Raw genomic sequence first — 20,596 nt, 5'->3', positions numbered from 1 at the left:
AATGCGTAGAGTCGTAATAACAGGATTAGGAGCAGTCACTCCTCTTGGAAATAACGTAGAAGATTTTTGGAATGGACTAAAAACAGGGAAAAATGGCATTGGACAATTGACGAAATTTGATGGAACACCTATTAATGTTCATGTAGCTGGAGAAGTTAAAGATTTCGTAGCTAAAGAACGTATGGACCGTAAACTAGCAAAAAGAATGGACGTTTTCTCTCAGTATGGCGTCGCTGCTGCTCTTGAAGCAATGGAAGATGCTAAACTTGATGCGGATGAAATCGACGCAACTCGTTTAGGTGTAATGGTAGGATCAGGTATTGGCGGATTAAACGCTATGCAAAGTCAAATCATAAAAATGCATGAAAAAGGATTAGATCGTGTAGCACCTTTCTTTGTACCAATGGCAATTGGAAACATGGTAGCGGGAAATATCTCTATCGCTACAGGTGCTAAAGGACCGAACTTGTCTATCGTTACTGCTTGTGCTTCAGGTAATAATTCAATAGGTGAAGCATACAGAAACATCAAACATGGATATGCTGACTATATGCTAGCGGGTGGATCAGAAGCGAGTATTAATGAGATTGGAATGTCAGGATTTGCTGCATTAACAGCATTATCAAACAGTGAAGATCCAGATAAAGCTTCAACTCCATTTGACAAAAACCGTCAAGGATTTGTAATGGGTGAAGGTGGAGCGGTAATTTTACTTGAAAGTCTTGAAAGTGCTCAAGAACGTGGTGCTAAAATCTATGCAGAAATCGTTGGATATGGGGCGACTGGAGACAGCTACCACATGACAGCACCTACTCCAGATGGTGAAGGCGCTGCTAACGCGATGATTCAAGCAATGGCTGAAGCAAGTATTGAACCGAACCAAGTTGGCTATATCAATGCTCATGGTACTGCAACACCAGCAAATGATTCATCTGAGACAGCTGCGATCAAGAGAGCGCTTGGAGAAGAAGTTGCTCACTCAGTTGCTATCTCAAGTACAAAAGGTAGTACTGGACACTTACTTGGTGGAGCAGGTGCAATTGAAGCAGTAGCGTGTATCAAAGCTTTACAAGAAGGTATTTTGCCTCCAACAATTGGGTTAGAAACTCCAGATGAAAAATGTGATTTAGATTACATTCCTAATGAAGCAAGAGAAAAAGCTATTCAGTATGCTATGAATAACTCATTAGGTTTCGGAGGGCACAATGCAGTCACCCTGTTCAAAAAATGGGAGGATGCATAAGTAATGAATTTTGACCAGATAAAAGAATTAATAGAAAAAATTGATGCTTCAAGCTTAAAAGTATTTGAACTGAACAACGATCTAGTTTCTATAAAAATGAGCAAGAATGATTCAGCTCCAGTACCAACACAACCTGAAGCAGCCAGACAAGCAATTGAACCTCAGAGAGTCGAAAGTACATCTTCGATTGAACGTAGTGTCGTTGTTTCAGAAAATGGTAAGCAAGCCGAGGAAACAGAAACATTGGAGAATGTTCATGAGATTACTGCTCCAATCGTTGGAACTTCATATCTTGCTTCTTCACCAGACAAGCCTCCTTTTGTAAAAGCTGGAGATAAAATCGAAAAAGGTCAACCTTTAGTGATCATTGAAGCAATGAAAGTTATGAACGAAATAAAAAGTGATGTAAGTGGAACTGTCCATAAAGTGCTGGTTGAAGATGGTCAGCCAATAGAATTCGGACAACCGCTGGTTCAAATCACTGATACAGAATAAAGTTGTGTTAAACAACTATAAATAAAAAATATTTTTAATTTAAGGAGCAATTAAAATGACTACTATGAATATTCAAGAAATCCAAGAATTGATTCCCAATCGTTACCCAATCTACTTTATTGATAAAGTAACTGAAATGATTCCAGGAGAACATGTTACAGCTATTAAAAATGTAACAATCAATGAAGAATTCTTCCAAGGACATTTTCCAGGAGAACCGGTAATGCCAGGTGTATTAATTGTAGAAAGTTTAGCACAAGCTGGATCAATTCCATTGCTGAAAATGGATCAATTTAAAGGTCAGACAGCTTACTTAGGCGGACTGAATAAAGTTAAATTCAGAAAAAAAGTTGTCCCTGGTGATGTTTTAGAACTTAAAGTAGATATCGTTAAATTAAAAGAGTACGCTGGAATTGGTAAAGGCGTTGCATATGTTGATGGTAAAAAAGTTTGTGAAGTTGAAATGACATTTATTATCGGCCGTTAATGTACTTTAACTTTTAAAAGTATACGTTATGATCTATTCAAAATAGTCATACAATCTGATTTAAGGAAGGTAATAACATGTTTCAAAAAATATTAGTAGCCAATCGAGGAGAGATAGCAGTACGGATCATTCGTGCTTGCCAAGAGATGGGTATTCAAACGGTTGCTGTTTATTCTGAAGCGGATGAAGATGCTTTGCACATGCAACTAGCTGATGAAGCGGTCTGCATTGGACCATCAAAAGCTAGCGATTCTTATTTGAATATGCAGAACATATTAAGCGCAGCAGTCATCACTGGAGCACAAGCGATTCATCCAGGATTTGGATTCCTTTCTGAAAATAGTACGTTTGCCGCAATGTGTGAAGAAGTGAATATTGTATTCATCGGACCCGACAAAGAGACTATTGACCAGATGGGAAATAAAGCGAACGCTAGAGAAATGATGCGTAAAGCTAATGTTCCTATTGTGCCTGGTAGCGACAGTTTTTTAGAAAGTGATGAAGAAGTGCTTGAAACAGCTGAAGCAATCGGTTTTCCAGTTATCGTTAAAGCGGTAGCTGGTGGTGGCGGTAAAGGAATGCGGGTGGTAAACTCATCTGATCAATTATTGCAGGCCTTTAATTCTGCAAAATCCGAAGCAAAAGCAGCATTTGGAGATGACCGTATGTATATGGAGAAAATCATTTCACCTGCTAAGCATATTGAAATTCAATTATTAGGGGACCATTTCGGCAATGTTATTCATTTAGGTGAACGAGACTGCTCTATGCAGCGAAACCATCAAAAAATTCTTGAAGAAGCCCCTTCTCACATATTATCAGAAGATCAAAGAAAACATATTGGAGCTGCTGCTGTAAGAGCAGCAGAGTATGTTGGATACAAGAATGCTGGAACTGTTGAGTTTTTACTTGATGCAAGCGGGGAATTTTATTTCATGGAAATGAATACTAGAATCCAGGTAGAGCATCCAATCACTGAAATGATTTCAGATTTTGATATTGTTCAAGAGCAAATCAAAATTGCAAACAATGAACCTCTTTCGATTGATCAAGATTCTTTGCAATTAAAAGGCCATTCGATCGAATGTCGTATTAATGCAGAAAACCCTGCTTTCAATTTTGCTCCTTCACCAGGAGTTATAAAATATTTGAATCTTCCTTCTGGAGGAAATGGTTTAAGAGTAGATACAGCACTGTTTGCTGGTGGAGAGATTCCTCCATATTATGATGCAATGATTGCTAAAGTAATAACTCATGGAAATACTAGAGAGATTGCAATAGCGAAAATGAAACGTGCACTTAAAGAGATGGTTGTGGAGGGTATTCAGACAAATCTAGCTTTCCAATTAGACTTGCTAGATGATGAAGAATTTATTAATGGAAAATATGATACTGAGTATTTGGAGAATACATTCATACCAAAATGGCAAAATCGTTTAGAGGAGGAGTAATCGTTGCGACTATTTAAAAAGCGTCCTTATATTTCTTTACAGAAGGTCACAAATGATTCAGAACGAGCTCCTTTTGTACCAGACGGTATGTTTGTCAAATGCCCAAACTGTAAACAATCAATTTATTCTAAAGATTTAGGGAATGAAAGAATTTGTCCAAATTGTCAATATGCTTTTAGAATCAGCGCCCAAGAAAGGCTGCATTTAACAATTGATGAAGGGACATTTCAAGAGTGGGATGAGGATATTGTTTCATTAGATCCTTTAAACTTTCCGGGTTACGATGAAAAGCTAAAAAAAGCTCAAATAAATTCTGGGTTAAGAGAAGCTGTATTAACTGGGAGAGCTAAACTAAATGGAGTTGATCTAGCGATTGGAATTATGGATTCTAACTTTATAATGGGTAGCATGGGACAAGCTGTTGGTGAAAAAGTTACACGTTTATTCGAAAAAGCTGCTGAAAAAAATTTGCCTGTTGTTTTATTTACTGCCTCGGGAGGAGCTCGAATGCAGGAGGGGATTTTGTCCTTAATGCAGATGGCAAAAACAAGTGCAGCAGTTAAAAAACACTCTGACAAAGGTTTATTTTATCTAACCATTTTGACAGATCCAACAACTGGTGGTGTTACTGCCAGCTTTGCTATGCAAGGAGATGTTATTCTTGCTGAACCAGGTGCGTTGATTGGATTTGCTGGTAGGAGAGTAATTGAACAAACCATTAAAGAATCAGTACCGGATGATTTTCAATCTGCTGAAAAAGTTATGGAACATGGGTTTATTGATAAAATTGTACCGCGTACAGAATTAAAGCAAGTCATTAACAAGCTTTTGCTGATGCATGTAGTCTCTAATTCTAATTTTTAAAGATAATCAGAAATCTAGTATGGAGATAATAAATAATAATAGAAAAAGAGGTGGTCAAATGGCGGAAGCAATGGACATCGTTTCAATTGCTAGACAAACAGACCGCATCACAACAACGGAATTAATTGAAGTAATCTTTGATGACTTTATTGAGCTTCATGGAGATCGTTCATATAAAGATGATGCTGCAGTCGTTGGCGGTATCGGTATGCTAAATGGTCAACCTGTAACGATTATCGGTAACCAAAAAGGGCATGATTTAGAAGAAAATTTAAAAAGAAACTTTGGATCACCACATCCAGAAGGATATCGGAAATCTTTACGATTGATGAAGCAAGCTGAAAAATTCAATCGACCGATCATTACTTTTGTAAACACTTCGGGCGCATACTGTGGTGTAGAGGCTGAAGAACGTGGTCAAGGAGAAGCATTAGCTAAAAATCTGCTTGAAATGAGTAATCTCTCGGTCCCGATTCTTTCCATTATAATTGGCGAAGGAGGGAGCGGTGGAGCCCTCGCTCTTGCTGCAGGCAATAAAGTATGGATGATGGAATTTGCTATTTATTCTATTCTTTCGCCAGAAGGATTTGCTTCGATACTCTGGAAAGATTCCAAACGAGCTGCAGAAGCAGCAGAAATTATGAAACTGACGTCATATGATTTGTTGAAATTAGGCGTTATTGATCGCATTATCTACGAAGAAAAAGAGGGGAAAAAAATTAATTACTCTCAATTACTCAATTCATTAAAGGAAGATATGATAAATGAGATTGAGCAGTTAATGTCCCAGTCAAAAGATCATTTAATTCAACAAAGGTATGAAAGATTCAGGAAGTTTTAACGATAAACCGATTTGAGTTTTTCTCATATCGGTTTTTAATTTTTTCCCATACTATTCCAATCAGAATTTGACGATTTATTCTTTGTACTTATAATAGTATAAGAAAGAAGGGGGATAATGGGAGAAAAAATAGAATTTCCAAATAATTATTCAATGTATCTTAAAAAGGCAGAACAATATTTAAATCTTAATGAGCCGATTAAAGCATTGCACTATATAGAATTAGCTTATGATATTAAACAAGAACCCAATATCAGTACGCTTTATGTATCTGTTTTAGTACAATTAGAGAGATACAGCGAAGCTTTAGAAATTGTTGAAAATATCAAAGGTAAAAATATAATGAAAACGGAATATGTATCACTATATTTGTTTTTGCTCATCAAAAATAAACGATTTGTCCAAGCTGAAACTTATTTGACTCGATTAACTGGTGGCGATCAGTTATCAATCGATGAATTATCACAGATGAAAAAACTTTTAGAAGAAGAGATATTAATAGATGAGAAGGAACGTCATCAAGCAAAAAATGAGCTGAAAAAGAAATTATTTGCTCTAGCTGATTTAAGTAGAGAAGAACAATTAAAAATTGTTGATGAAGTAAGTCTGTTAACTCCAGATGAATTAATTAACGTAATTCCTTTTCTTATGAGCAACCCTTTTGTTGATCCACTAGCTAAATCTTTTTATTTACAAAATTTGGTTGACATTAATGCAGATGTTGAATTCGAATTTGAAACTTTAGGAATTACAAAAATTATAAACCCTTCTAAATTGGATTCTTTTAATGAAGAATCTATTGTAGTCCAAGTAAATGAACAACTGAATATGCAATTAGAAAAAAATCCTAGTATGTTGATGTCAATTAAACCGGAACTTAATTTCCATTTATTGAAAATTTATCCTTTTGCTAAACAGATTATAGAAAATCCCGTTGAATGGGTAAAACTATATATACATCTTTATTCGTTTGAGACAGAAAATCTTGAATTTGATTCAAGGTTTTCTGCTAGGGAAAAAAAGATGATGGAATGGATAAAAAAAATAAGTAAAATGGAGGGCTAACTTATATAGTTATTGTTTACTTTTTCATATAACTATTGTATGATAAGCTAGTATGCGCAACGTGCTAAGTGATTTTAATGCCCGTATGCACTCTTATTTAATAAGATAAATGTATTACGAGATTCAACTGGAACTGATTGTATTTGTTTAGCAGTCGTTCTTCACTTATTACAGATAAAAAAGAAATTCGGAGGGTAAATAATTATGACAACTAATTTTGAAAAAACAGGAGCTACTTCTGGTCGTTTGACTTTTTCGATCGATCAAGAAACAGTTAAACAGGGACTAGATACAACATTTAAAAAAGTTCAAAAAACACTTAATGTGCCAGGTTTCCGTAAAGGTAGAGTACCTCGTAAAATGTTTAACCAAATGTATGGTGAAGCAGCATTATATGAAGATACGTTAAATGACTTACTTCCTGAAGCTTATTCTAAAGCAGTGGAAGAAGCTGGAATTGAACCTGTAGCTCAACCAAATATTGACATTGAGTCTGTTGAAAAAGGACAAGACTGGAAATTAATAGCAGAAGTTACTTTAAAACCAGAAGTTGAGCTTGGAGAATATAAAGGACTTGAAGTAACAAAGCAAGACCGTGAAGTTACTGATGAAGCTGTAGAAAAAAATCTTGAAACACGTCGTGAAAATTTAGCTGAATTAACAGTTAAAGAAGATGCAGCAGAAGAAGGCGATACAGTTGTTATCGATTTCGAAGGATTCAATGATGGTGTAGCATTCGAAGGTGGAAAAGGTGAAAATCATTCTCTTGAGCTAGGCTCTAATTCTTTCATTCCTGGATTTGAAGAGCAATTAATCGGTGTTAAAGCTGGAGAAGAAAAAGAAGTAACAGTTACTTTCCCAGAAGAGTATCAAGCTGAAGATCTTGCTGGAAAAGAAGCAGTGTTTAATGTTAAAGTTCACGAAGTTAAATCAAAAGAACTCCCAGAACTTGATGATGAATTTGCTAAAGATGCAGATGAAGACGTTGAAACGTTGGATGAATTAAAAGCAAAAATCCGTAAAAATCTTGAAGAAGGTCGCGAAAACTCTGCTAATGATGCTCGTGATGACGAAGCAATCCGTAAAGCAGTAATGAATGCTAAGATTGAAGAGATTCCTCATGAAATGGCACATGACGAAGTTCACCGTCAAATGGATATGTTCTTGAATAACCTTCAACAACAAGGTATTTCACCAGAAATGTATTATCAAATGACAAATTCTTCTGAATCAGATCTTCATAAACAATTTGAAGGTGAAGCAGAATTCAACGTTCGTACTAATCTTGTATTAGAAGCTATCGTTGAAGCAGAAAACTTAGCAGCTGATGATGAAGATATTGAGAAAGAAATTAAAGATTTAGCAGCTCAATACAACATGCCTGAAGAACAAGTACGCAGCGTACTTTCTCCAGATTTATTAGTGAAAGATATTTCACTTAAAAAAGCGATTGACGTAATTACATCAACTGCTAAAGAAACTTTAGAACCAGTTGATTCAGAAGACGCAGTAGAATAAATTTAACGATTGAAATGTTATAAATGAAAAGGGGGGATGCTGTAATAGCATTCCCGTTTTTTGTAAATGTTTAGCTGCTAGAGTCAACCTATTGGCAAGCACAAATGTTCTATGTTACTATATGAAATGTTAAAAGATTTTAGGAATTGAGGTGAACCTGCCTATGTTTGACAATGATGAAGAACAATCAGGCAATATCTCTTGTTCATTTTGTGGTAAATCACAAGATCAAGTAAAAAAAATTGTCGCAGGTCCAGGAGTTTATATTTGTAATGAATGTATAGATTTATGTAAAGAAATTATGGATGAAGAATTTAATAAGCAAGTTTACGCAGAGGATACTGAAGTTCCAAAACCTCAAGAAATTCGTTCCATATTGAATGAATATATTATTGGACAAGATGCAGCAAAAAAAGCATTATCTGTAGCGGTATATAATCACTATAAACGTGTGAATAATCTGTCTAATCAGGAAGATGATGTTGAATTGCAGAAAAGTAATATCTGTTTAATTGGGCCGACTGGTTCTGGTAAGACGTATCTAGCTCAGACTTTAGCTAGAATATTGAATGTGCCATTTGCAATTGCTGATGCAACTAATTTAACTGAAGCAGGCTATGTAGGAGAAGATGTTGAAAATATTCTACTTAAACTTCTTCAATCTGCTGATTATGATGTTGAACGTGCTCAGCATGGTATTATTTATGTTGATGAGATTGATAAAATTGCTAGAAAATCAGAAAATGTATCTATCACTAGAGACGTTAGTGGTGAAGGAGTCCAGCAAGCATTACTCAAGATCCTTGAAGGAACTACTGCTAGTGTTCCCCCACAAGGCGGGCGCAAGCATCCTCATCAGGAATTGATTCAAATTGATACAACTAATATATTGTTTATTGTTGGTGGAGCTTTTGATGGTATCGAAACAATGGTTAAAAATCGCCTTGGTGATAAGGTCATTGGTTTTGGAGCTTCTAATACACGTAAAGGTTTTGCTGAAAGTGCAAGTATGATGCAGCAGATTATTCCTGAAGATCTATTAAAATATGGATTAATTCCAGAATTTATTGGTCGCTTACCAATAACTGCTGTTTTAGAAAAATTAACTGAAGATGATTTAGTTCAAATTCTTACAAAACCTAAGAGTGCTCTCGTCAAACAATATAAAAAACTTCTACAGATTGATAACGTAGAACTTGAATTTGAAGAAGAAGCATTAAGAGGGATTGGCAAAAAAGCAATCGAACGTGACACTGGTGCACGTGGACTTCGATCTATTATTGAAAGTATAATGATGGAAATCATGTTTGAAGTTCCTAGTCGTGAAGATATTAAGAAAGTCATCATTACTGAAGATGCTGTTGAAGGATCAGGCGGTCCAATTTATTATAATAATGATGGGGAATTGATCAGCTGATTTAATAATATAGACTGGAAAAACAGTATCTCTCTATCATGAGAGATACTGTTTTTGTATAAATAAAAAGTTTTATGTGTTTTCTGAACTCTATCTTTTGTCATATAATTGTAAAGTTTGGAAGCTGTACGTCATAAAAAATAAAGAAATTCTTTTAAATCATCCAAATTATGATATACTTATACAGGATTATATTTATAGTATGTAAATTTAACGTTAGGAGAAAATAATATGGATATCAATAAAATTCATTATGCAGAAATTACGATCAGTGCAGTTTCTCCAAAACAGTACCCTAATGATGGACTACCAGAGGTTGCCTTAGCTGGACGTTCTAATGTCGGTAAATCTTCCTTTATCAATACAATGGTAAATAGAAAGAAACTTGCAAGAACTTCTGGAAAACCAGGCAAAACTAGGACATTGAATTATTTTAATATCGAAAATGAGTTATTTTTTGTCGATGTACCAGGATACGGATATGCTAAAGTATCAAACGCTGAACAAGAAAAATGGGGAAAGATGATGAACATCTATTTTTCCAGTCGGGAAGAACTTTCTTTAAGTATTCTATTGGTAGATCTAAGACATCATCCGACTGATCTTGATGTTCAGATGTATGATTTTTTAAAGTATTATAATCTTCCAGTATTAGTTGTGGCAACAAAAGCTGATAAAATAAAGAAATCTAAGCGTAATAAACACATCAACCAAGTCATTCAGACACTTGAACTAGCAACAGGAGATAAAGTTGTTGTTTTTTCTGCTGAAACTAGAGAAGGAAGAGACGAAGTCTGGAATGAAATACTTGCGAGCACAAGGAATGATTCTATTTGAAAATCTTAATGTATGGAGTAAATAAAGATACTGTTTCAATTGAAGACATTGATAAATATACATTGAACGAAAGACAGAAAATCAGACATTTACATGACATTAAAAACTTTGATGGTGTAAAAGAAGTCTGTATATTATCCTCTGAAGTTCGTAGTGAATACTATTTGAATGTTGATGAAACGGTCTTCAAACATGGAGATCTTTTACGGTATTTATCTAATTTCACTGGTAAGCCGCTAAAAGAAACCATTTTAGAAACATATAGTAAATTTAATAAAGATGTTGTAAATCACCTATTTACTATTGTTAGTGGAATGGAAACAAAGCCAAAAGGATCACATACTACACTCAGACCAGTAGAGAATGCCTTGAATTTTGGAACTAAAGAGGAAACAATAGGGATTATGATAAAGGATCTCTTTAAAAGTGCAATCAAGTTTTCTAGAAAAATGAGATTGTCTGAAGTAATGAGACCTCTTTATTGTGCTCAACCATCTAGAGCAATCGAAATGCTTCAAGATTCTTTAGGGAAATTAGAAGATAAAAAATGTGTTTTATTTGGTAATGGTTATGATGTGCTTCATATAGCGAAATTATTATTATCTCTTAATGTACAGTCGTTAACAATTGCAAATGAAGATATTTTTTTCAGTACAAAAATGATTAACTCATTGAAGGAATGGATTGAATTAACAGTGGACGGCCCGATTTTAACAAGGTTACACGCAGCAGATCTGTTATCAGTAGGTTATAGATTTTCGAATGCCGATGGGATTATTCTTTCTCAGTCTTTTAATAGTGAATGCTTGAGTCGAGAATTGATTGAAAAGGTCGAAACAATTAGACAGACGAAGAAAAAGCAAATGATTGTTGACTTCAATCAGAGCAATCGAGAAGTTTTTTACGCACTTGGTCATTTAGTTAATTATATGTCTTTTGATGATCGAAGCATGAAAGATTTCACTGAGAATGAACTGAATCAAGCTGACATTTATTTTGATGAAAACCTGATCCACGAAACAGAAAAATTTATGGGGAATTATCAGCTGCTTAATGAGAAATATGCACAAGAAAATGTAAAAGAATGGTCTTCTTTGCACAAAGCGGTCGGCTCTGATTCGATTCATAAGTCCATGACGTGATTTTGGTAGCATGAAAAAGCTCGGATTTTTCGAGCTTTTTCAGATTATATTTTTTATATTTTAAAAATAACAGATTCAAAATGCGGGCATGACCCGCTTTTATTATGCAGTCTTTTAAGAACATTAGTAAAACAATGCGCAATAGTGTAAAATAAAATTAAGAGAAATGTACAGGAGAGAAGGGTTAACAGATGTCGATGTTTTTAGATCAAGTTACTGTCAATGTCAAGGCAGGCAACGGTGGAGATGGTATGGTTGCTTTCAGGCGGGAAAAATATGTACCTGATGGTGGACCAGCCGGTGGAGATGGTGGAACTGGTGGAAATATCATTTTTATTGTTGATGAAGGACTAAGAACCCTAATGGATTTTAGATATAACAGACATTTCAAAGCTAAAAATGGTGAGAATGGTATGTCTAAAGGAATGCATGGGCGAGGAGCAAAAGATTTGTTTGTCAAAGTTCCTCCAGGCACGATAGTTAAAAATGCAGAAACCGGTCAACTATATGCTGATTTAATTAATCATGGTCAAGAAGCAGTAATCGCTAAGGGGGGAAGAGGCGGAAGAGGAAATATACGCTTTGCAACTCCTCGCAACCCTGCACCAGAAATTGCTGAGAATGGCGAACCGGGAGAAGAAAAAGAAATTGAATTAGAACTAAAAGTCTTAGCTGATGTCGGGTTGATAGGATTTCCATCAGTAGGGAAATCGACCTTATTATCAGTTGTTTCTGCTGCTCGACCTAAAATTGGAGCCTATCATTTTACGACAATTGTGCCAAATTTAGGAATGGTTGAAACGGAAGATGGAAGAAGTTTTGTATTGGCGGATATGCCTGGATTAATCGAAGGGGCTTCACAAGGAGTAGGATTAGGGATTGAATTTCTACGCCACATAGAACGTACAAGAGTATTACTGCATGTTATAGATATGAGTGGAATAGAAGGTCGTGTTCCAATAGATGATTACTATACGATTAATAATGAATTAAAGGAATACGATTTAAAATTAAGAGAAAGACCTCAACTTGTTATAGCAAATAAAATGGATATGCCTGATTCTCAAAAGAATTTAATAGAATTCAAGAAAAAAATTGAAGAATCTGGTGAAAAAATTGAGATATTTGAAGTTTCTGCTATTTCTCAAAAAGGTTTAACAGCTGTACTAACAAGAACAGCAGATTTACTTGAATCTACACCAGAATTTCCGTTATACGATGAAGAAACACATGAGGAAGAAAGAGTACTGTATAAACATACTCCTTCAACAGATCATTTTAATATTCTTAGAGAGCCAGACGGTACTTGGGTACTAACTGGACAAAAATTAGAGAAATTATACAAAATGACAAATTTTGCACACGATGAATCGGTAATGCGTTTTGCTCGTCAGATTCGAGGTATGGGTATCGATGAAGCGTTAAGAAATAAAGGTGCTAAAAACGGAGATATTGTACGAATCGATTCATTTGAATTTGAATTTGTAGAATAATAAATTGAGATTGATTATATAAAAAATAATGAGACACAATTAGAATTCGAGGATAGTTATGGATTTATTATTTTTAGGAACCGGATCGGGTGTTCCTGCTAAACATAGAAATGTATCAAGCATTGCTTTAAAATTATTGGAAGAACGCAACAGTATCTGGATGTTTGATTGCGGAGAAGCTACACAGCATCAGATACTGAACACGACATTGAAACCTCGTAAAATCGAAAAAATATTTATAACACATATGCATGGAGACCATATCTTCGGACTACCTGGTTTATTAAGCAGTAGAGCTTTCCAAGGTGGAGAGACACCTTTAACGATTTATGGTCCTAAAGGAATCAAACAATATGTATTATCTAGTTTACGATTTTCGGCATCACACATTAAATATCCTATTCATTTTATTGAATTTAATGAAGATGGAGTAATATTTGAAGATGATCAGTTTAAAGTTTCAGTAAAAAAATTAAAGCACGGTATCCCTTCTTATGGTTTTAGAATTGAAGAATCTAATCACGAAGGAACTCTTTTGGCTGAAGATTTAAGAGCACTAGGTGTTCCTTTTGGTCCTCTTTTTGGAAAGTTGAAGCAGGGTGGAACGATAACCCTTGAAGACGGGACAGTGATTAATGGCAAAGATTTTATTGGACCAACCCAAAAGGGTAGAATAGTAACAATTTTGGGCGATACACTTAAAACGGTAAATAGCGTTGAATTGGCCAAGGATGCAGATGTATTAGTACATGAAAGTACATTTAATCATAATGATGTCAAGCTTGCCACAAGTTATAATCATTCCACAAATGTACAGGCTGCTGAGGTAGCTAAAGAAGCAAAAGTGAGAATGTTATTATTAACTCATATTAGTGCTAGGTATTTAGCTAAAGATGTACAAGCACTGCAAAATGAAGCTCGTGAGGTTTTTAAGAATACATGTGTGATGCATGATTTAAAAGAGGTTAATATTCCGCTTGAGAGAAAAGGAGTTGAAAATTAAATGAATGATTTAAAAGGGAAAGTTATAATGATAACTGGAGCTTCGTCAGGGATTGGAGAATCGTTAGCCTACGAAGCTGCAAAAAACGGTGCAACCCTTATTTTATCTGCTAGAAGAGAAAATAAGCTCAAAGAGGTTAAGGAACAATGTAATAAAATAAGTGCATCAGAAGTCTATGTTTATCCTTTAGATATGTCTGATCCTGATGCAATCGAAGAAACAATGGTGAAAATTGAAAACAGTATTGGTAAGATCGATGTGCTAATTAATAATGCGGGTTTTGGACGTACTGAAGAATTCATGACATATGATTTAAATAAAGCAGAAAATATGTTTAGAGTGAATGTTTTAGGAGTTATGTACTTATCTCAGTTAGCTGCAATTCAAATGGCTGATAGTAGGAGTGGACATATTATCAATGTTGGATCTATTGCCGGTAAGATTGCTACTCCTAAATCAGCAGTATATTCAGCTTCGAAGTTTGCTGTTATCGGTTTCAGTAATGCTTTAAGATTAGAATTAAAACCTCTTAATATCAAAGTGACAACTATTAACCCAGGTCCAGTTGATACAGCTTTCTTTGATGAATTCGATCCTTCTGGCAGTTATCTGGAAAGAATTGGTAGATTTGTTTTAACAAGTGATGAAGTTGCTGAAAAGACGATTAAAATTATTGGTACAAATAAAAGAGAAGTCAATCTGCCATTTAGTTTAAGCGTAGCTGCTAAATTGTATTCATTATTTCCGGCTTTAGGAGATTATTTGATTCTTAACCAATTTGATAAGAAATAAAACACAATCAGAGAAATATTTTAATTTAAATGTTATTCTTCTAATAATAAGTGTATAAAAGGGGATATAGTTTCATGAAAAAACAGTGGAGTTTTGTAGGGGCATTTATATTATTATTTATTGGAGCCGTATTATCTGTATTAAATGTAGATCCAGTTCCGGTCAACTTTTATTTTGCCACATATGAATGGCCATTAATCATCGTTATTTTAGGATCCATATTGTTAGGAGCTTTGATAGCTTCGCTTTTATCAACAGTAAAAATCTATCAAGAAACTAAAATGCGTAAAGATTTAGAAAAATCTGCTAATCAAGCTAAAGAAAATGAGAACGAAAGAGCGAAAGAATTAGAAGCAAAATATGAAACTCAAATAAGTCAGTTAAAAGAAGAAATACGGTCAAAAGATGCTGAAATAAAAGAAAGTACTAGTGCGAACAATAATACAATAAATTCTGTACAAGAGAAGAGTAAAATACTAGTAAAGAAGGATGGGAGGACCTATGAATAAAGAGAAGGTTGCTATACTAACAGATTCTGGTGCAGATGTTCCTGAAACTATAAAAGAACAATTCAATATAAAAGTGATTCCATTGAAGATTATTTTTAAAGATGGAGAATATATTGATAAATTGAATATTACCGCAGAAGAAGTCTATAAACGCATGGATAAAGAGATTCCAAAAACTTCTTTGCCAGATGGTGAAATGATTAAAAGTATTTTTGATGAAATCAAATCTGAAGGATATGAGAAAGTTATTGCAGTGACTATTTCAAGCGGATTAAGTGGAACTAATAATATGGTTCGAATCGTGGCAGAGGATTATAAAGATCTAGAAGTTTTCGTGCTTGATACTAAAAATATTGGTATTGGTGCTGGATTATCTGCTGTTGAAGCTGCTTATCAAGTAGATCGAGGAATTCCATTTAATGAAATCAAAGCTAACTTACAAAGAGGAATAGAAAAAGCAAAAGTTTATTTTCATGTTCCTACGTTGGAATACCTTCAAAAAGGTGGTAGAATTGGGTTAGTTCAATCTGTATTAGGTAGCGTTATGAATCTTAAACCAATCATTACTTGTAATGATGAAGGAATCTATCATACTGTTGCAAAAGTTCGGGGCAAAGCAAAATCTGTTAATAAGACGATTGAACTAGTTGAAAAATATGCTGCTAAATCTAATAAATATAATTTAGCGATCGCTTATGGCGGAGAAAAAGCTATAGAAGAAGCAAAATCTGTTCGAGAAGTGTTGAAAAAGAAATTACCGAAATTTGAACATTTCTTTTTTGATCAATTGAGTCCTGCGCTGGGTGTCCATACAGGTCCGGGACTAATTGGGATAGGCGTTCAACTTTTAGACGACTAGTAAAAGTTAAAAGCAAGAGCAATGGATTTGTATTAACCATAGCTCGTGCTTTTTTTATTGTAAGTAAATTATGTTCAAGGAGTGAAGTCATTGAGTTTCAAGCAAAAGAAAAAGTGGATCATTACTTCAGAATTTGATCAAGATAAAATCGATTTGTTATCTAAAGAACTAAATGTTTCTCCTTTGTTTGTTAAACTCTGCTTGAATAGAGGATTGGATACCAAGGAAGCGATCGAACATTTTATAAATCCAGACGAATCATGGTTTCACGATCCTTTTCTATTTTATGATATGGAAAAAGCAATCGAGAGAATAACTAGTGCGATTGAAACAGGGGAAAAAATCACGATCTATGGAGATTATGACGCAGATGGAGTCACAAGTACTGCGATTTTATATGAAACAATTGAAGCAATGGGTGGTAATGTAGAATATTTTATTCCTAATCGTTTTGTTGAAGGATACGGTCCTAATATAGAAGCGTTTGATAAATTTCTTACTAATGATACAAGTTTGATTATTACTGTTGATAACGGGGTAGCTGGACATGATGCTATTCATTACATACAAGATAAAGGTGTAGATGTTATTGTTACAGATCATCATGAGCTTCCTGGAACATTACCAGACGCTTATGCTATTATCCATCCAAATCATCCGAATGGGAATTATCCTTTTAAAGATTTATCGGGTGCCGGTGTTGCATTAAAAGTAGCGACTGCTTTATTAGGAGCCTTTCCGGCAGAACTTCTAGACTTAGCAGCAATTGGAACGATTGCTGATCTTGTATCGTTAAAGGATGAGAATCGAGCAATTGTCAACTTTGGACTTAAGGTGATCAGACAAACACAAAGAATAGGTATTCTGAGCTTATTTGATGCATTATCCGTATCGTTAAAGGAAATTGATGAAACGACAATCGGATTTAAAATTGCGCCACCCATCAATGCAATAGGACGTATTGAAAATGCAAGTCCTGTAGTTGAACTGCTTACAACATTTGATGAAGAAAGAGCTTCAGAAATTGCAGTTTTACTCGAAAGTAAAAACAAAGAACGCAAAATACTTGTTTCTGATATTTTTACTGAGGCTATGGCGCAGTTAGCCGAACAAGAGAATGCATATGTTAATATTTTATCTAAAGAAAATTGGCATCCTGGTGTTCTTGGTATAGTAGCAAGCAAAATCATTAATGAGACAGGAAAGCCTACCATAATTTTGAATATAGATTCCGAAACTGGTGAAGCTAAAGGTTCTGGCAGAAGTATAAAGGCTTTCAATTTATTTGAACACTGTAACGATGTAAGAGGTTTGTTCAAACATTTTGGAGGACACCATATGGCAGCAGGGATGACCTTGCCAGTTGAAAATATCAGTGTCTTACATGAAGCACTGAATGAAGCAGCAAAAACCATTCAAGAAACCACAGACTTTTTTGAAGAAATTGAAATTGAAGAAGAGTGTGAGATAGCAGATATTAGTTTGGAAGCTATCAAAGAAATAGATTTTTTGAAGCCTTTCGGTACAGATAATCCAAGGCCTGCATTTTTATTCGAAAATGTTCACCCTGTTGAGTCACGTGCAATAGGAGTAGATCATGCGCACTTGAAGTTGAAAGTGAGTCAACCGAATGCACAACTTGATATTATTGCATTTAATTATGGAGAGAAAGCAGAAGCTTTAAAATCAGATTCAAGTATATCTGTTGTTGGAACATTAGAAATTAATGAATGGAATGGAAATAAAAAGCCTCAATTACAATTAATGGATTTACAATTTCAAGATGCTGTTATTATTGACAAAAGAACATCAGAATTAAAAAAATCTGATTTTTCAATCAAGCATGCAACTTATATTTTCTTTAATCAAAAGAATTATAGTAAGTATAGTAAGTATGTAACGAAAGAATCACAAGCAACATTGATAGATAATATAAAAGATGCAGAAAATTTTAAAGTTAATACCCCTTCTGTACTTGTAGATTGTCCAGATTCGTTTGATCTTTTAAAAAATACTCTGCAAGGTAATGAAGAATATGAGCTTTATTGCATATTCTATGCTGATGAGAATAACTATTTATTAGGAATGCCTTCAAGAGAACATTTTACCAAATTATATAAATTTCTTGCTAAGCACAAAAATATTGATCTAAAGGAAAAAGGCTCCTTACTGGCAAAATATTTGAATTTCGATAAATCTATTTTGAAATTCATAATCAGGGTGTTTTTAGAGGCAGGATTTGTTACAATAGAAGGTGGACTGCTTAATATAAATGTAGAAGTCAAAAAAATGGATGTAGCTGAAACTCAAGTCTATAAACAGAGAAAAGAAAAAATTGAAGTTGAAGAGATGTTGGTCTACAGTTCATTCAATGAATTGACTAAACTGCTTAAAAGTTTAAATCAAATTAAGGTTGAACAATAAAGGAGAGTAAACATGAATTTAAAAGATTTTGTTGCTGATGTGCCTGATTTTCCACAACCCGGTATTATTTTCCGAGATATTTCACCATTAATGGCAGATGGTAAAGCATATGGAGAAGCAACTCAACAAATTGTTAACTATGCAAAAGACAAAGAAGTCGACATGATTGTTGGACCTGAAGCAAGAGGGTTTATTGTTGGATGCCCAGTAGCTTTTGAATTAGGTATTGGATTTGCGCCTTGTCGAAAAAAAGGGAAATTACCTAGAGAAACGATTGAAGTAAGTTATGGACTTGAATATGGCAATGATGCCTTGCAGCTTCACAAAGATTCTATCAAACCGGGACAAAAGGTTCTAGTTTGTGATGACCTGCTTGCTACTGGAGGTACAATCGCAGCTACTATCGAGCTGGTTGAAAAGTTAGGTGGAGAAGTAGTTGGAACAGCATTCTTTATAGAGTTAAAAGACCTGCATGGTAGAGATAAAATTAAAGGTTATGATATTTTTACTTTAATGGAATATTAAGCGTCGTAGAATAAAAAGTGTTGAATCAACCTAAATCGTTTAAAAACGTTTAGAAAAGTTGATTCAACACTTTTTTAAAAGAAAATTTAACCAATTAAACAGGTAGCTTCGTTATACTCCGTTCTTTATGTTTTAGTCCCCATTGATGCATGGCGTTTAAGATTGGCCGAAGAGTTTGTCCGTATTCAGTTATCGAATATTCTACACGCGGAGGAACTTGGGCATATACTTTCCGCATAATGATTTCTTGAGATTCTAATTCTCGTAATTGTTTAGTCAACATTTTTTGAGTAATTTTAGGTATAGCTCTTTTTAGTTCACTGAATCGCATGGGACTCTCTGCTAAAAGATTTAAAAGAATGATAGGTTTCCATTTTCCTACTAAAATTTCAAGAGATTCATTTACTTCGCAAAACTCCGGATTTAAGTTAGTCATGTATTTATACATCCTATAGTATATTTAATATACTATAGCACTAAAAAGTACCTACTTCAAATCAAGTAATAGTTTTAGTATACTACACTTACATAAAATAAGGAGAGTGCTAACATGAACAATCCTAGAATCTTACCAAAAATCGATCAGTCAAAAGGATTGGAGTTTGGATTATATACACTTGGAGATCATTTACCGAATCCGCATACGGGGAAAAGAATATCACCTAAACAAAGAATTAATGAAATTATAGAGACAGCTATTTTAGCTGAAGATGCAGGGTTAGATGTCTTTCAAATAGGAGAATCACATCAAGATTCCTTTATTTCACAAGCACATATGATCCTTCTATCAGCAATTGCGCAAGCTACAAACAAAATTAAATTATCTTCAGGAGCAACAATCATCAGTACTTCAGATCCAGTAAGAGTATTTGAAGATGCTGCTACGATTGATCTATTATCTGATGGCAGAATGGAAGTTGTAGCTGGTAGAGCTTCAAGAGTGGGGCTCTTTGATTTGTTAGGTTATGATCTACAAGACTATGAAGCATTATTTGAAGAAAAATTTGACTTGTTTCTGAGAATTAATGAAAACGAAACTCTTAATTGGAACGGAGAATTTCGTTCTCCGTTAAAGAATGCTCAAGTTATCCCTAGACCAGACAATAAAGAAAAAGGTTTGCCAATCTGGCGGGCAGTTGGCGGATCTTACGCATCTGCACAAAAAGCTGGCCGCATTGGAGTTCCAATGTATCAAGCACACCTTGGAGGACCAGCATCAGAATTTAAAAAGCCAATTGATTTATATAGAGAAACAGCAGCAGAATCAGGATTTAATATAAATACTTTGCCAGTAGCGACAGCTGGTTTCTTTTATGTAAGTAATAATAAAATGGACGCTTTTAAGGAATATTATCCTCATGTAAATGAAGGAATGAAGATTACAAATGGTCAAGGGTTTCCTAAGCAAGCTTTTGCCCATGGTCAAGACTATAGAAGTGTTATCAATGTCGGAGATCCTGAGTCAATTATTGAAAAAATATTATATCAGCATGAATTATTTGGAAATCAGCGCTATATTGCTCAATTAGACTTTGGTGGGGTTCCGATGGAGAGCATCAAGAGAAATATAGATATTATCGGAGAAAAAATTCTTCCCGCTATAAAAAAATATACTAAAAAATAAAGGAGAG

General features: G+C 34.6%; 20 protein-coding genes. 19 read left to right on the top strand and 1 reads right to left on the bottom strand.

Annotation, left to right across the window (positions count from 1 at the left end; genetic code table 11):
- Position 1 precedes the first annotated feature (1 nt).
- The 18 genes from fabF to BM212_RS00685 all read left to right on the top strand — a co-directional run bounded on the left by fabF (position 2) and on the right by BM212_RS00685 (position 18,965).
- Positions 2 to 1,243 carry a beta-ketoacyl-ACP synthase II gene (gene fabF / locus BM212_RS00770; RefSeq protein ID WP_091895357.1) on the top strand — a complete coding sequence of 414 codons (1,242 nt, stop codon included), beginning with the start codon at positions 2 to 4 and terminating at the stop codon, positions 1,241 to 1,243.
- 3 nt (positions 1,244 to 1,246) lie between these two features.
- Positions 1,247 to 1,738 carry an acetyl-CoA carboxylase biotin carboxyl carrier protein gene (gene accB, locus BM212_RS00765; protein ID WP_091895354.1) on the top strand — a complete coding sequence of 164 codons (492 nt, stop codon included), beginning with the start codon at positions 1,247 to 1,249 and terminating at the stop codon, positions 1,736 to 1,738.
- Positions 1,739 to 1,793: 55 nt separating this feature from the next.
- Entirely contained in the window at positions 1,794 to 2,225 is a 432-nt protein-coding gene (gene fabZ, locus BM212_RS00760; RefSeq protein WP_087057117.1) for a 3-hydroxyacyl-ACP dehydratase FabZ, read from the top strand.
- A gap of 77 nt (positions 2,226 to 2,302) precedes the next feature.
- On the top strand, positions 2,303 to 3,676 hold the full coding sequence (locus BM212_RS00755; protein ID WP_091895351.1) for an acetyl-CoA carboxylase biotin carboxylase subunit: 1,374 nt from the start codon (positions 2,303 to 2,305) through the stop codon (positions 3,674 to 3,676).
- A 3-nt stretch (positions 3,677 to 3,679) separates the two neighbouring features.
- Positions 3,680 to 4,540, top strand: a complete 861-nt coding sequence (gene accD / locus BM212_RS00750) for an acetyl-CoA carboxylase, carboxyltransferase subunit beta (RefSeq protein WP_091895348.1) — start codon at positions 3,680 to 3,682, stop codon at positions 4,538 to 4,540.
- 70 nt (positions 4,541 to 4,610) lie between these two features.
- A complete protein-coding gene (locus tag BM212_RS00745) occupies positions 4,611 to 5,381 on the top strand; it encodes an acetyl-CoA carboxylase carboxyltransferase subunit alpha (RefSeq protein ID WP_425434155.1) in 771 nt (256 codons plus the stop codon).
- 117 nt (positions 5,382 to 5,498) lie between these two features.
- Entirely contained in the window at positions 5,499 to 6,446 is a 948-nt protein-coding gene (locus tag BM212_RS00740) for a hypothetical protein (RefSeq protein ID WP_072694718.1), read from the top strand.
- Positions 6,447 to 6,650: 204 nt separating this feature from the next.
- Complete coding sequence (gene tig, locus BM212_RS00735; RefSeq protein WP_091895342.1) at positions 6,651 to 7,964, top strand: trigger factor; 1,314 nt, start codon at positions 6,651 to 6,653, stop codon at positions 7,962 to 7,964.
- Between the two features lie 163 nt (positions 7,965 to 8,127).
- On the top strand, positions 8,128 to 9,381 hold the full coding sequence (clpX, locus tag BM212_RS00730; protein WP_072694720.1) for an ATP-dependent Clp protease ATP-binding subunit ClpX: 1,254 nt from the start codon (positions 8,128 to 8,130) through the stop codon (positions 9,379 to 9,381).
- A gap of 231 nt (positions 9,382 to 9,612) precedes the next feature.
- Positions 9,613 to 10,218, top strand: coding sequence for a ribosome biogenesis GTP-binding protein YihA/YsxC (gene yihA / locus BM212_RS00725; RefSeq protein ID WP_072694721.1), 606 nt, complete (start codon positions 9,613 to 9,615; stop codon positions 10,216 to 10,218).
- Entirely contained in the window at positions 10,215 to 11,360 is a 1,146-nt protein-coding gene (locus BM212_RS00720) for a Rossmann-fold NAD(P)-binding domain-containing protein (RefSeq protein WP_072694722.1), read from the top strand. Before yihA ends, BM212_RS00720 begins: the two co-directional genes overlap by 4 nt.
- Positions 11,361 to 11,551: 191 nt before the next feature.
- Positions 11,552 to 12,853 carry a GTPase ObgE gene (gene obgE / locus BM212_RS00715; protein WP_072694723.1) on the top strand — a complete coding sequence of 434 codons (1,302 nt, stop codon included), beginning with the start codon at positions 11,552 to 11,554 and terminating at the stop codon, positions 12,851 to 12,853.
- A 58-nt stretch (positions 12,854 to 12,911) separates the two neighbouring features.
- The gene (rnz, locus tag BM212_RS00710) at positions 12,912 to 13,856 is read left to right on the top strand and encodes a ribonuclease Z (RefSeq protein ID WP_072694724.1); all 945 of its coding nucleotides are present in this window, start codon (positions 12,912 to 12,914) and stop codon (positions 13,854 to 13,856) included.
- Complete coding sequence (locus tag BM212_RS00705; RefSeq protein ID WP_072694725.1) at positions 13,857 to 14,648, top strand: SDR family NAD(P)-dependent oxidoreductase; 792 nt, start codon at positions 13,857 to 13,859, stop codon at positions 14,646 to 14,648. It begins immediately after the preceding gene.
- Between the two features lie 74 nt (positions 14,649 to 14,722).
- Positions 14,723 to 15,157, top strand: a complete 435-nt coding sequence (locus BM212_RS00700) for a LapA family protein (protein ID WP_072694726.1) — start codon at positions 14,723 to 14,725, stop codon at positions 15,155 to 15,157.
- On the top strand, positions 15,150 to 16,016 hold the full coding sequence (locus BM212_RS00695; protein ID WP_072694727.1) for a DegV family protein: 867 nt from the start codon (positions 15,150 to 15,152) through the stop codon (positions 16,014 to 16,016). The genes BM212_RS00700 and BM212_RS00695 overlap by 8 nt, the downstream gene beginning before the upstream one ends.
- Positions 16,017 to 16,106: 90 nt before the next feature.
- Positions 16,107 to 18,440: a single-stranded-DNA-specific exonuclease RecJ gene (recJ, locus tag BM212_RS00690; protein WP_177206260.1), complete on the top strand. Its 2,334-nt coding sequence runs from the start codon at positions 16,107 to 16,109 to the stop codon at positions 18,438 to 18,440.
- Between the two features lie 12 nt (positions 18,441 to 18,452).
- Positions 18,453 to 18,965 carry an adenine phosphoribosyltransferase gene (locus BM212_RS00685; RefSeq protein WP_072694729.1) on the top strand — a complete coding sequence of 171 codons (513 nt, stop codon included), beginning with the start codon at positions 18,453 to 18,455 and terminating at the stop codon, positions 18,963 to 18,965.
- 94 nt (positions 18,966 to 19,059) lie between these two features.
- Here the strand turns inward: BM212_RS00685 and BM212_RS00680 are convergent, their stop codons facing one another.
- Entirely contained in the window at positions 19,060 to 19,401 is a 342-nt protein-coding gene (locus BM212_RS00680; protein ID WP_072694730.1) for a winged helix-turn-helix transcriptional regulator, read from the bottom strand.
- Positions 19,402 to 19,515: 114 nt separating this feature from the next.
- Between BM212_RS00680 and BM212_RS00675 the strand changes: the two genes are divergently transcribed.
- A complete protein-coding gene (locus BM212_RS00675) occupies positions 19,516 to 20,589 on the top strand; it encodes an LLM class flavin-dependent oxidoreductase (RefSeq protein WP_091895335.1) in 1,074 nt (357 codons plus the stop codon).
- The last annotated feature ends 7 nt before the right edge of the window (positions 20,590 to 20,596 follow it).

Origin of the sequence: Marinilactibacillus piezotolerans (assembly GCF_900114235.1) — a bacterium.
In the GTDB taxonomy this organism is placed as follows: domain Bacteria; phylum Bacillota; class Bacilli; order Lactobacillales; family Carnobacteriaceae_A; genus Marinilactibacillus; species Marinilactibacillus piezotolerans.
This window is presented reverse-complemented; position numbering and strand designations above follow the sequence as displayed.

Coding starts and splice junctions, on each gene's coding strand:
- fabZ (WP_087057117.1), top strand. CDS start 1,794: ATGACTACTATGAATATTCAAGAAATCCAAGAATTGATTCCCAATCGT.
- BM212_RS00700 (WP_072694726.1), top strand. CDS start 14,723: ATGAAAAAACAGTGGAGTTTTGTAGGGGCATTTATATTATTATTTATT.
- tig (WP_091895342.1), top strand. CDS start 6,651: ATGACAACTAATTTTGAAAAAACAGGAGCTACTTCTGGTCGTTTGACT.
- rnz (WP_072694724.1), top strand. CDS start 12,912: ATGGATTTATTATTTTTAGGAACCGGATCGGGTGTTCCTGCTAAACAT.
- obgE (WP_072694723.1), top strand. CDS start 11,552: ATGTCGATGTTTTTAGATCAAGTTACTGTCAATGTCAAGGCAGGCAAC.
- accB (WP_091895354.1), top strand. CDS start 1,247: ATGAATTTTGACCAGATAAAAGAATTAATAGAAAAAATTGATGCTTCA.
- BM212_RS00740 (WP_072694718.1), top strand. CDS start 5,499: ATGGGAGAAAAAATAGAATTTCCAAATAATTATTCAATGTATCTTAAA.
- BM212_RS00755 (WP_091895351.1), top strand. CDS start 2,303: ATGTTTCAAAAAATATTAGTAGCCAATCGAGGAGAGATAGCAGTACGG.
- BM212_RS00680 (WP_072694730.1), bottom strand. CDS start 19,401: ATGACTAACTTAAATCCGGAGTTTTGCGAAGTAAATGAATCTCTTGAA.
- BM212_RS00675 (WP_091895335.1), top strand. CDS start 19,516: ATGAACAATCCTAGAATCTTACCAAAAATCGATCAGTCAAAAGGATTG.
- clpX (WP_072694720.1), top strand. CDS start 8,128: ATGTTTGACAATGATGAAGAACAATCAGGCAATATCTCTTGTTCATTT.
- BM212_RS00745 (WP_425434155.1), top strand. CDS start 4,611: ATGGACATCGTTTCAATTGCTAGACAAACAGACCGCATCACAACAACG.
- BM212_RS00705 (WP_072694725.1), top strand. CDS start 13,857: ATGAATGATTTAAAAGGGAAAGTTATAATGATAACTGGAGCTTCGTCA.
- BM212_RS00695 (WP_072694727.1), top strand. CDS start 15,150: ATGAATAAAGAGAAGGTTGCTATACTAACAGATTCTGGTGCAGATGTT.
- yihA (WP_072694721.1), top strand. CDS start 9,613: ATGGATATCAATAAAATTCATTATGCAGAAATTACGATCAGTGCAGTT.
- fabF (WP_091895357.1), top strand. CDS start 2: ATGCGTAGAGTCGTAATAACAGGATTAGGAGCAGTCACTCCTCTTGGA.
- BM212_RS00685 (WP_072694729.1), top strand. CDS start 18,453: ATGAATTTAAAAGATTTTGTTGCTGATGTGCCTGATTTTCCACAACCC.